This is a genomic window from Companilactobacillus miaonis, from assembly GCF_036913615.1.
Classification (GTDB): Bacteria; Bacillota; Bacilli; order Lactobacillales; family Lactobacillaceae; genus Companilactobacillus.
Genome location: NZ_JAYKTX010000003.1, coordinates 231822 through 244211, shown reverse-complemented (window position 1 = coordinate 244211; position 12390 = coordinate 231822). Strand labels below are relative to the sequence as shown.

Annotated in this window: 13 protein-coding genes; all 13 read right to left on the bottom strand. The window is 37.0% G+C overall.

Annotated elements, in window-relative coordinates; all coding sequences use genetic code 11:
• Positions 1 to 363: 363 nt before the first annotated feature.
• On the bottom strand, positions 364 to 513 hold the full coding sequence (locus U8521_RS04120; RefSeq protein WP_334351948.1) for an XkdX family protein: 150 nt from the start codon (positions 511 to 513) through the stop codon (positions 364 to 366).
• The gene (locus tag U8521_RS04115) at positions 513 to 908 is read right to left on the bottom strand and encodes a lysozyme family protein (protein WP_334351947.1); all 396 of its coding nucleotides are present in this window, start codon (positions 906 to 908) and stop codon (positions 513 to 515) included. Before U8521_RS04115 ends, U8521_RS04120 begins: the two co-directional genes overlap by 1 nt.
• 11 nt (positions 909 to 919) lie before the next feature.
• The gene (locus U8521_RS04110) at positions 920 to 1642 is read right to left on the bottom strand and encodes a hypothetical protein (RefSeq protein WP_334351946.1); all 723 of its coding nucleotides are present in this window, start codon (positions 1640 to 1642) and stop codon (positions 920 to 922) included.
• A gap of 2 nt (positions 1643 to 1644) precedes the next feature.
• Complete coding sequence (locus U8521_RS04105; protein WP_334351945.1) at positions 1645 to 1863, bottom strand: hypothetical protein; 219 nt, start codon at positions 1861 to 1863, stop codon at positions 1645 to 1647.
• A gap of 23 nt (positions 1864 to 1886) precedes the next feature.
• Complete coding sequence (locus U8521_RS04100; RefSeq protein ID WP_334351944.1) at positions 1887 to 2339, bottom strand: hypothetical protein; 453 nt, start codon at positions 2337 to 2339, stop codon at positions 1887 to 1889.
• A complete protein-coding gene (locus U8521_RS04095; protein ID WP_334351943.1) occupies positions 2332 to 2850 on the bottom strand; it encodes a hypothetical protein in 519 nt (172 codons plus the stop codon). The genes U8521_RS04100 and U8521_RS04095 overlap by 8 nt, the downstream gene beginning before the upstream one ends.
• Positions 2851 to 2853: 3 nt before the next feature.
• The gene (locus U8521_RS04090; RefSeq protein WP_334351942.1) at positions 2854 to 3792 is read right to left on the bottom strand and encodes a hypothetical protein; all 939 of its coding nucleotides are present in this window, start codon (positions 3790 to 3792) and stop codon (positions 2854 to 2856) included.
• Positions 3792 to 4442 (bottom strand): hypothetical protein, encoded by a 651-nt coding sequence (locus U8521_RS04085; RefSeq protein ID WP_334351941.1) that lies wholly within the window; start codon positions 4440 to 4442, stop codon positions 3792 to 3794. Before U8521_RS04085 ends, U8521_RS04090 begins: the two co-directional genes overlap by 1 nt.
• A complete protein-coding gene (locus tag U8521_RS04080; RefSeq protein WP_334351940.1) occupies positions 4442 to 6250 on the bottom strand; it encodes a phage tail protein in 1809 nt (602 codons plus the stop codon). Before U8521_RS04080 ends, U8521_RS04085 begins: the two co-directional genes overlap by 1 nt.
• Positions 6250 to 7176, bottom strand: a complete 927-nt coding sequence (locus U8521_RS04075) for a phage tail domain-containing protein (RefSeq protein WP_334351939.1) — start codon at positions 7174 to 7176, stop codon at positions 6250 to 6252. The genes U8521_RS04080 and U8521_RS04075 overlap by 1 nt, the downstream gene beginning before the upstream one ends.
• Entirely contained in the window at positions 7176 to 11573 is a 4398-nt protein-coding gene (locus U8521_RS04070) for a tape measure protein (RefSeq protein WP_334351937.1), read from the bottom strand. The genes U8521_RS04075 and U8521_RS04070 overlap by 1 nt, the downstream gene beginning before the upstream one ends.
• Entirely contained in the window at positions 11574 to 11753 is a 180-nt protein-coding gene (locus U8521_RS04065; protein ID WP_334351936.1) for a hypothetical protein, read from the bottom strand.
• A gap of 164 nt (positions 11754 to 11917) precedes the next feature.
• Positions 11918 to 12385, bottom strand: coding sequence for a hypothetical protein (locus tag U8521_RS04060; RefSeq protein WP_334351935.1), 468 nt, complete (start codon positions 12383 to 12385; stop codon positions 11918 to 11920).
• Positions 12386 to 12390 lie beyond the last annotated feature (5 nt).

The window sequence follows — 12390 nt, the reverse complement described above, 5'->3', positions numbered from 1 at the left end:
AAACAAAAGGTATGTCCCCCCGTGAATACAGGGAACATACCTTAGTAATTTAAAAAATATAATTTTGTCTAACTTTTCTGTTGCACTTCAAAAGTAACTATTAATCTTAGCTTCCCTTTTAATTCGTTGTTACAAACTACTACAACGAACAATCCAATAAATATCAATATCATTGAATAAATAGGCTTATTTACCTCAGAAATAATTTCAGGAGAATGTGGTGGATGATCCATGAAATTATCCGTTATGGCAAAGATGAGGCCAAGAATTAAGGTTTCTAGTCCAGTCATGAACCAAAATCTATTATGTTTTAAATATCTCAAAAGTAATCATCTTCTTTCGATACACAAAAAAGAGTAGCCGTTAGGCTACTCCTTCTTTATCACTCTTATAATCTTCATTTGTGATTTGTTTATATTGATCGACAGTGATATTGCCTAATTTTACAAAATAAGCCACTCCTTCATTATCATAACCACCAATATTGAACATCAATTTAATAAAATCAAACATTAATTAGTACCTCCATTTGTTGTATTTGAATTAGTTTGTGATGTTGCTAAAAGTGGTGCTATAAGTTTCCCCAATTGTGCCGCACTAGCGATAGCACTATCTGCTTTTTTATCAGCACTATTAGCTGTCACGATTGCTTGACCAACATTCTTACCAAGTAATGCATTAGCTTGAGTTGTTTCTTCATCAGGTGTCATACCTGTTGAAATGTGGACTAATTTATTATCAGATTCTCTGACCGTCCACTTAAACATCTCATCGATTGAAAAGGCTGGATCACTATTTTGAATTAGTGTCCAACCTTTTTCATTTGCCTGCGTTTCAGCAGCAATATTGCTTGTATTGTTTACACCGATAATATTTCTATCATCATCTAAATAAACTGCTATTTCCATTATTGCACCTCCTAATTTTTATAAGTATTCACGCGAATTACTGGAATTGGGAACTTATCTTTGACAATGTCATTTACACTGACAGTAAGATTCATACTAAGTGTTGTATTAGGAAGTACATTAATCGTTGTTCCTCCAAAACTTACAATGTCAAAAGAATATTTGCTATCAATATTGCTCCAATTGTTGAACGTATCTTTATATTGTAATTGAATCATTTTGCCGATATATTGTGACAATTGGTCAGAAATATCAATTGAGCTATTAACAACTAATTTCTCTTTAGGAATCTTAATCGTTTTTAATCCACTCGGTGATAAATCTATACGAAGGTCACCAACTTGAGTAGGTAAACCATAATTACCCCCTATATTAAGATCAGCAATTTCTAAAGTTAAATTGCTTAAAGTGATTAAAAGGCCATCTTGTACATTCTCATAATTTGTTGACGGACCTGATAGCAAAATATTTCCAACTGCAGAACCACTAAAAAGATTTACGGTGGATGGCAATTGTGATACTTGACTTGGAGCAGTTCCACCAGTAGTTCCACCAGTGTTACCACCTGTTGAACCACCGCCAGTTCCTAAAGCAGATTGTGGTATATCAATGCGATTTGTAGAAGCTTTTGCAACAAATTGATTTTTTAAATTGCCGTTTTGATCAACAATTCCAATTTTATAAGGCATATTTCCAACCGTTTTACCTATCAAATCTAAATCTTGGTTTTCCATTTTTAAGACCCCATTTCCTTATTCATATTTTGTAATTTGTTCCTAATCGACGCGTTCATAGTTTGGCTAACGTCAACTTTGCCTAAAGCATTTGTAATGGCAGTTTGAACATCACTAGCTTTCTCAAAGCTCGAAAAATCTGGAAGTCCTAGTACAGCTTGTGCATGTGTCTGTGGATAGAATTTTGTTCCATCCTTTGACATTTGAACAATGTCAGTCATTAATCTCGCCTACTTTCTTAAAGCTAGTCATTAACCTCTCCTACCTTCTTAAGATCAATCTTAACGTTATCTATTGTGCTCTGAACTTGTGCCATAGTCACAAAGCCAGATACGTTTGGTGTTGCCTTAGTGATTGCGGTAGTCATTTCTGATCTTGTTGGGTAATTTGTTAAATCTGGTTTTACTCCAGATACAGCACTACTTATTTCGGTTGTTACATCGCTTTTAGTAGGATAGTTACTTAAATCCGGCTTAACATTTGCAACAGCCGTCGTAATTTGAGTGGTTACATCACTCTTAGTCGGATAATTTGTTAAATCTGTCGGTGCAATTCCTTTAATTGCGCTTGAAATAGCTGTTTGAACATCACTAGCCTTTTCAAAGGTCGAAAAATCTGGAAGTCCTAGTACAGCTTGTGCGTGTGTTTGTGGATAGAACTTTGTCCCGTTCTTGGACAATTGAAGAATGTCAGTCATTAATCTCTCCTACTTTCTTATACTCAAACCGTTGGTCAATTGGAATGTTAAACCCATCAATTTGAGCTTTAATTTGTTGTATTTTTTCGAGCCAATCAGCTTTTGTAGATTCCAAAAGATTATTAATGCTCTCAATACCTGGAATATAATTTATTGAAGTACCATCTAGCTGTGTGCTAGGGATGATTGAAATATCAAAGCTACAGGTAGTGATCTGATTATTAATCATGAAATAGGCATCCTGAATCTTGCCAACATAATCAGTTAAATGTTTGCTAATAGGATAATCAATAACATTCCCATTTACATTTACCGGATCATTACAAATAATTGTTCCATCAGGCTTTTTTGCCTCGAATGTTGCAAAATCTATTTCAAGATTAGGGTAGCCATCATTAGAAATAGAAGCTTCAATAATCACATCATTTTCACCTTGTCTCAAGATGATTGGATCATTATCAATAGTGATGTTTTTACGAATATCAAGACTAATCTTTGCTATTTTTGTCATCTATTAAGCCCCCATTTCGTTATTCATTCCTTGTAACTTATTTCTGATTGACATATTCATAGTTTGACTAACATCAATTTGACCATTTGTAATCATTTGCGAAATTAAATTTTGAGCATTACTGTTAGTCAAAACATCACTGGCTTTAATTTGACTTTGCAAATCTGAGAGGGCTTGAGCATTAATCTGATTTTTAGACGTTAAATCTGCAATTTGAGACTCAACACCTGCCATTTGACTTTGTATATCGTCAATTTTCTTTTTAACAATGGCCACGTACAAAGCAACGTAGTAAGCAAGCTGTTTTCTACCAGTCTCAATCAAATCATGAATCATCAGCAAAGCACGTTGAAATTCTGAAATATAGACGGAAAAACGGTGTGGCATAGCATTTTGATTTCCAATGATTTGCAAGTCAAAATCTAGTGTAGTAATAGCTCTATCACGATCAACACTTTCAATGATAAAATGAGCCGACTTAAAGTGTCCCTTGGCTTGAGCAATAACCGATTCAGGACTCCAAGTGATAATTCCTTCTGAAGCCTTTGAAGTTTCAAAGCCAATATCAGAACGAATGTATGCTCCACTTGCATCTGTTCCTTCAAAACTGATTAGCTTGTCTCTTAACGCATTTCCGTCGCCAACATATCCACTCAAATCTTCTATATCCGCATTAGGAGTTAGGAAGTTGAGTTCGAATTTGTAGTTTCCTGCTAATCCTTGCACCATGTAAGCAGGTTGAAATTTGTGTCCCATAAATAGCAATTGTGACCAGCCTTCAGGCGTGATGTGGTCACTTTCATCAGTAGAATATTGCGTTGGTAGATATGAGGCCTCGGCTAAATTGGTGCAAAAAAATAGTGCTTGAGTCGTCGGCAAAGCACAATCAACAGCATCATAATCATAATTTTCATATGATCCTGGGAAAATATTATCTTCCATTATTTATCCTCCATTTCATTATCCATTTGGTGTAGCTTACTCTTCCAACTGGAAGTTTCACTGCTATCGTAATTACCAGTATAATTTGGCAGACTATAGCCGTTTGGATTTGGATTATTGGGAAGTCTATCTTCAATATTTTTCATTCTCGTTTCTAGTGCTCCAAGCTGTTGATCAACTTCCGATTTTTTGGCATAAGATTCGGCAAGTGATTCAGATAGTTCTTCGCTTATTTGACTCAACGTATCCGGAGTAAACTGCTTGAAAAAATTAATCAACAGCTGGATATTTGAATCTTCAACTGCTTGGTTCTTCAGTACGATATTGATAGCATTCTCAACTTCTTCAATATTATAAGTAGTTGAGTGGAACATCGAAGGTCCAATCAATTCTTGAGTAAGCCTATCTAAATGTAGTTCGTTTCCATCAATTCCTTCCAGTGAAGCAATATCTGGAATAGAAAGCTGTGTATCTTTAGTAATATCTAGCAACTTATATTTTTGAGCAATGACATTACCATCATCATCTTTGCCGAGAATTTTTAATGCATAGCCACCAGAATCATCAAATATTTTTGTACCAGTGTCAGCCGTTTTATTGATGTGCATTCGATTCAATCGGCTGTAATTTACAATCTTCATTGGATCCATTAGCTTCCCTCCTTATTTATTTTATTTATTTTGTTATCCATACTCTTTATAGAATTAGTTACTTGACTAAGTTTGGCTTCTTGCTTTTTAAAAGCTTTATTAAGTAAGACGTTGTTTCGATTTGCAAGACGAATTTTATCAGACATTTCATAGTTGATATCACGCTTAGATAGTTTTGAATTATCAAGTGTGACGGTCATAGGGCTATTGTTTGTCAGTGGATTACCACTGATTCCATTTAGTGTAATCATTGTTTTAATTCCGAGAGGTTCAGCATTCAAAAACAGCGTATCGCCAATGTTCAAACTGTCATCTTGAGCTGACAAGTTAACAGTAAGTTCAACTACTGGTTCGGTTTGCATGACTGAATCAGCATACTTCTTCATAGAATCAACGTCTTTAATTTGGTCATTAGTGATATCTTCGCCAATGATTAAACCATGTTCAGAACGTGAAGCTAAGCTGTAGTAAAAGAACGGATCAAAATAATATTTTACTTCGTCCGTATCTGCCTTTGCTGTATCATCGGTGGCTGCGTCAGTTGATTTAGGCTCAACATCTGTATCACCGTCAAAATTGATATCATCAGCACAAACCCATTCATTAGTTGCTACACGATACCAAGTTTTTCCACCATAACCATCTGATACGGTTCCATCGATCTTCCATTGACTACCGTTAGGTAGTGTGCGACCAGAAATTTCATGTTGACCAGAAAATGGAGAATCATAAATTTTGGCAAAAGTTGGCGTTGTAGTAGTTTGATTGTCACCAGTACCAGTAGTTATGTCAGCAGCCTTAATGGTACCTTGACCCCAGACCTGCTCGATAACTTGTTGTTCTGGTTTAACATCGCCAGATTTATCAAATGAGAAATATTTCTCGCTTACCCATTCGTTTGTAGCAACACGATACCAAACAACACCATTAATAGATACTTGCTTATCAATAGCCCATTTACTACCATTTGGCAATTTTTGACCGGTTAAGTTATTTCCTACCGGTGAACTATAAACTGGTGCTCCACCATCTTCCATAGTCGAAATAGTTCCTATGGAATTACCGGTAGAAGTTGCTGCCAATGTGCTAGATGATCCAGTAGAATCACTAGTTGATGTTCCATCAGCTGTTGAACTGTGGGAATCATCAACTGTAGCACCGTACAACATAGCTCCATTGACCATTGAAGTGGAATCTACTGATAACTCAATATCATTGGTATTATGAGACCAGATGAATTGTCGGTTGGTAACATTCTTATACGAATTCTGATCATATATTAAAACCGTTTTTCCATTTGGCAGCCAACGGGCTCCATATGAATCAACGGCTTTTTGAATTGCGTCCAAACCAGAGCAGTTACCCCAATCCGTAATATCAACGTTGGGGAAGCTTCCATTGATTTGATACGAGTAGTCTGAATTGTACTGACTATCAAAGACAAATTTCAGCATTGAATCAATAGAATAGCTTTGGCTACCCTTGTTAACTTTGAACTGTCTAAAATTTTGAATGCCAAAGATTTCATGTGTTGCTGTGACATCTTTAGTAACAAAATCATCCACGTATTTAGATACACACTGCTTGATTTGATACTTTTGGCCGTCAAAAATAATATAAGCATCGTTCTTCAACAAGTCGAATGAAACACCATTCTTATTTGTGAGAAATGCTGTAAAAGACAGCTGGAATGTCGAACTAACCTGCTTATCTATTTGAAATGTGTCTTCATTTAAGCACGTCAACCATTCTTCGTTCTGGCCATCGAATGATCTAACGTAAATTTTGTGTCCGTTGAAAGCGAGCATTAAAAATAGATGAAGTAGAATTCAAAGGCAATATCCGAGTTTGTTAGGCCAGAAATTTCAAACTCGTTATCACCTTTTACTAGTGAAATTGTTCCGTGATTACTATTGATTCCATCAGGTTGACCATTTAAATACGGGTCAACACCATCAAGAACCAACTCATCATTTGTACTTAAAACCATGTTATATGTGAATACCTCACCAGTGGTCTTATTAGTCAAAGTTGGTGATCCAGAACCTTTAATGTGGATCTTTAGATAATGATTTTGCCCTAATGGATCAATAGCTACAGAACTTGGATTATAAATAGAAAACTCCTTTTCTTTGGATTCATAAGAAATATCTTTATTAGGTATTCCCATTCCATAAGAAAAGAAGTTTTTTTCTTTATCAAAGATTTCTAACGACGTGCCTACACTCTCACGCATACCTGTATAGTTGTTGAACGTGATGACAAAAGTACCTTGCTTCTCATTGAAATAGGTTGGTGCAATAGGCTTAGTAACCACGCGATATTTAAATGTTGGTTCATCACCAAAAACAATCCAGAATCCATTTCTACTCATGAAGAAGTTCTGTAATTCAGCAAGCAGCATAGAAAACTCGGGTTTATTATCACCATCAATCATCCATGTTGTTGTTATATCTCGTGAGTCGAATGATCCAGAAGTTCTATTTTGACCGTCACGTGTATTCATCTTTTGCCAGTTATCTACCGGATTGGTGATAGCTGGGTCCCAATCATACATGTGTACGCCAAACAAATTTTCATCATCGTAATATGATTTCCAATTAACTCCATCAGCACTTATTGCCACCTCAATTGGCTCTAGCGGCAGTCTTGAAGGATTGTCGTGGCCGTTCGAAAAACCATAAGCATGAGGCTTAGGATTAGTCATTTCATCTTTAAATACCTGATTTGTCATTATTGTCTATCACCTCGCTGATATGCGTAGATATCCGTATTACGTCTGTTTTGCTGATTTAAATTGCTACTTGTTCTAGCAATGTTAATTTCAGGAGCAAAATTCTTGCCTTCGATAGAACCTAACAGATTAATAACAATATCTAGTTTTTGACCAAGGTCAGCGCTGATATTGCTTGTTAAATTTGAAGCTCTAAATTCTGGGTGATAATCTGCCATTCTCCCCATTAAATCTCCTATTAATGGGATAGCTGATGGCTTAGCGGGATTAATTGCAAATTCGTCACCAGCTTCACCGATAATGGCATTAGTAGCACCAAAGACATGTCCACCGTTAGCCATTAATCTTGGACCAGAAGGACCACTAGCTGACCCACGCCATTCACCATACTTTCCGTTGTAGCCCATACCCATATCAGAACGCCATGTAGCATCATTGAATAACGCAATCAATTGATCTAACGGATTATGGATATTAGTATGTCCTGGCATAGCATAGTTTAAAAATGTAGGTAGAATGTATTGAAGAATACCAGTTGATGGGTGACCTGCTCTCGCATTGGAATCCCAATTATTAGTAACGTTAGGATCACCACCTGATTCATTGCCGATAATACGTTCAATCATATCCACATTGAAGTCAGTGATCGATTGATGCATGTAAGCAGCTGCGGCCCTAATCATTGAACCATATGCTTTAGCTGGTCTAGCACCACCAACAGCAGATTGAGCTTCTAACTCTTGATCCTTTAGCTTGTTCATTTGGTCTTTAAACCAATTGATTGATTGTTTAACGACATAATGCCCTGCTGGAGGAGCGAACACATTACCGAATTTAGTTGGCTGAGTAATTTTAGACGTGGCTTTATCCCAAACAGATATTAGATTTCCTAATGGATCTTTTAAGAAAGAAGTAATACCTTCAAGCTTGTCCTTGACCCATTTACCCATGTCACTTAGCTCACCCTTAATCCAACCACCAACACCATTTGCATAATGCGGAACTGAACTAGGTGCGAATCTTCTGGCTGTTTCAGTAGCAGGCACAACAGTAGCACCCGGCTTTAAGTCAACCATGACATTTCGCATTTTAGGAATGATTCGCCAAGGTTCACCGGGATTTCTAAAGGCTTCTTCAAACAATGGCCCCTTTTGATCGTTGATCAAGGCTGGACCACCGGGGTGGTAACCAACACCACTGGCATACTTGATAGGTGTGATTGATTGAGCTTTACCACCAAAGAAGTGGATAACCGTATTAATTCCACCAATACCAGTATTGATGGCACCGACAACGTCTTTCATTGCTCCTTTAGCCCAACCGTTAAACTTAGCAAATATTGACTTGAAGAAATTTCCGATACCTGACCACATAGAGTCCCATCCAGACTTAAAGCTTGAGCTGAATTGGTTCCACCATGAATTCATTCCACTTGAAAAATCGTTGTACCACTTCGACATTCCTTTAAATTGTTTGCCCATGTATGAGTTAGCCTTAGACCAATTTGAGTCCCATGATTTGGAGAAATCAGAACTGAAGTCAGACCACCACGAGCTCATGCTAGAACCCCACGAATTTGCCGTCTTTTGAGCACTATTGAATTGTGTCTTTAAATCTTTAACCCAACTCGATTTCTGTACGGACTTAGACATGTCAGACATTTGCTTAGAAATATCTTTAGAAGTTTTCTGACTAGATTTAGACATCTCGGCCATATTCTTGGATATGTCCTTAGAAAACTTCTTCATATCAATGGCCTTAGTAATCTTTTTCCAATCTTTACCCCAAGATTTTGCAATTGGATCAAAGATATTACCTAGCCATTTAGTAAATCCATTCCAATCCTTTTTCAAATCCTTAACCAGACCCGAGATAATTTTCTTAGTAGGCTTAACCAAAGGCTTAGTGATAATCATTCCGATACCGACGGGTAATGCTAACGCATACAGAGCCATTTTACCGAAGCCCTTGAAGCCGCTAACAATGCTCTTAACTATGTCACTACCAATCTTCTTGGCACTCTTGGCAAATGACTTGAATCCTTTTTGGACTCCTTTTATAGCATTGGAAGCCCACTTCTGGAAGTCTTTACCTGTCTTAGTATCTTTCAGTATGAAGTCACCGATACCAAGGAATGGATTTGCCAAAGTAAGAAGTATTTCTTGCTTATGTTTGCCCATCCAAGTAGTGATACCTTTTGTCCACTCAACGACAGCATCACCAGCCTTACGTGAGTAATAACCAGCTTTTTGAATAATACCTTTAGGTGGCTTAGCCCCCTTACCGGCTTTATTCCAGCCATCGGTGAACTCTTTAGCTGCCTTACCACCATACTTACCTAAAGTACGTCCAATCAATGCACCAACCGCTTCACCAGCTGGACCACCGAGCATAAAGCCAATTCCACCACCGATTGCTCCACCGGCAGCCTTACCAAAACCTTCAAATTTCTGTTCTGGATTCTTTGCTTTTAACGCTCCCACAATGTCCATAGTAGCAACACCAGCAACAGCGGCAGTCGTTACCCCTGTACCAATCTTCGCACCCTTAGACATGTCACCAACGTTGACTTTAGAAAATTTACCGCCTTGAGTGACCTTACTAAATAGGTCTTTTAAAGTTTTAAATTTGGCTTTTGTATCATTAAATCCTTCTGTGCTAAATCTGAATACTTTCTTTTCATTTTTACCCGAACCGATAGCCTTAGTAAGAAGACCTCCACCTTTAGACTGTATGCCAGCAACTTTGAGCAAGGGATCAAAAACACCCTTAGCGAGTTTAAAACCCTTCATTGCTACAAAATAACCAGCGATAGCTTTGATAGCGGTTTTATGCTTAGCGATAGAACTCAATATACTTTCAAAAGTTTTTAATGGATCAGCTGAATTTTTAGCATTTTTATCTGTTAAGCCGAACATACTAGCAATAGTAGTCATGATTGACTTCATATCATTCCAAACGGCTTTACCAAAGATTGAAGCTATCTCACCGACATCTTTACCAATTTTCATAATGGTATCTTTATGACCATCAACATATTTGATGATATCACCAATGCCATTTAAAACAGTGGCTGTGGCTGACCCAATAGCTTTTGAATACTTTTGCATCGCATCATCTGATAAAAGATCACGAATAGCACCACTTGCTGATTTAGTAGTATTGAAGGTTTGTGACATGATGTCACCCATCAACTTGCTAAATCTTGAATGGATATACATTCCCATACCCATGTATGATGTCATGGCTTCTTGAGTACCACCAGAATACTTCTTACCTAGATAAGAAAGCGTTTCGGTAAATTGTTCGGCACTAAGTTTACCAGCCGCTGACATATCATATAGCTGTTTCATGGACTTACCAGTAGCTTGTTGCAAGGCTTCACCAAACATAGGGAATCGGTTAATCATAACAGACATATCTTCAGAACTAGCCTTACCGCCAGCTACAATCTTAGCAAATTGCTCACCTGATTCAGCTAATGCATCATTTGACATATGGAGCGTTGAACCTAAAGCAATAAAAGAATTAGTCCAGTCTTTAGTTTCTTTAACATTTGAGTGAACGTGGTAGAAGGATTGCGACATTTTATTAATTGTATCGGCAGCATAGATTGAATGCTGTGATAATGAATTGATATAATCAACGAGTTCTTTACCATCTTTAGGAGCTTCAGTAGTTAGTGAAGTCCAGACCGTCTTCATAGTATCTTGTTCTTTGTTATATTCCATACCAGCTTGAGTTGCTGATTTTAGACCTGAAGTTAGAGATTGAACACCACTTGTAATTAATTGTCCAGCAAATGTACCGGCAATAATTTCTTTAAGATGGCCAAACTTTTTAGAAGCTGTATCAACTGATGCAGTATCAACTGTAACTTTTTTAGATTCGGGCTTCGTTATTTTAGAAATCTCGCTTTGAATTTGAGCAAATTCGCCTTTATTGGCGACGAAATCTAATTGAGTACGTGCTTTTTTAGGAACAGAATTGAACATCATCTTCCAATCTGTGAAGCCTTGCTTTTCGGCAATGGTTTCGAGTTTGGTAATCTTTTCTTTAGGAAGAGATTCATAATCCTTTTTAGCCGATTCAAATACTTGTTTATCAAACTTAGCTTTTAACTCAGTTTGAATATTTTTAGGCATAGATTTGATGTAGCTATCAAAATTATCAAAGCCATTCTTTTCAGCCATAGCTTTTAGAGTAGTTTGAACGTCTTTAGGCAGGCCCTGAAGTTTTTGGTTAAAGGTAACGATTTTCTGCTCATCAGCAGTAGCATCAAGTTTTACGTTCTTATCCTTGATGTTATCCATTGCTTGTTTAACTTTCCGAGCAGTCGGAGTTAACTGATCTTTACCAAGAAAATTAATAACCTTGTTTACTACGATATCTGACATCTATTCTCGCCCCCTTTTCATAACCAAATCGTAGAAGGCTTGTGCATCAATCTGTTTATTTTGAGTGGCACTAGCCTCCTTGCCAAAGTTAGTAGCAAAATCCTTTATTTCTCTAATTGTCGAATCAACTGATCTATTTTGAGTTTGAATATCCTCAATCAATCCAACCGGTTGAACCATTGCTGATTTAACACGGGAATTTTCAAGGTCATCATATTGTGCTAATAATGCTCCTCGGCATAAATCATTAAACTCAAATGGGGTAAGCTTATAAAAATCGTCAATGTTAGTAATCCCTATTAATCTTCTTGCCTGGGATATTTGTTCATCTAAATCAAACTTATTTACTTGTTCACTGTTGCTAGTCTTCCTTTGGCCATCTCCATGTTCTCTTTGAGTTGATCGACTTGAATTTGAGTCATTTCTTTTTCTTCTGTTTTTACTGATTTCAACTGCAAACTCTTCTTCATACCTGCAATCAAACGATTGCCGTATTTCATCCACTCGTTGATCTTGGCCTTTAAAAAACCTGCATTGGCTAACCCTTCAATAATTTCTGTAGTAGTTGCATGAACATCATCAAATTGACCATTTTCACCCAATTGATCGACTAATTCATCTTCACTTAGATCATTGCCGGCAACTGCTTTAAAGAAAGTAACAATTGAATCAACATTATCTGAGAATAGTCCATCTAAAAATGAATTAAATTTGTCGGTCCGTTTTTCACGATCATCACCAGCAATATTTTTGTAAAGACGATAGTTAAATGTTGGGGCAACCGTGCCTTTTTTAGTTTTTAACGTTAGCATTTCAT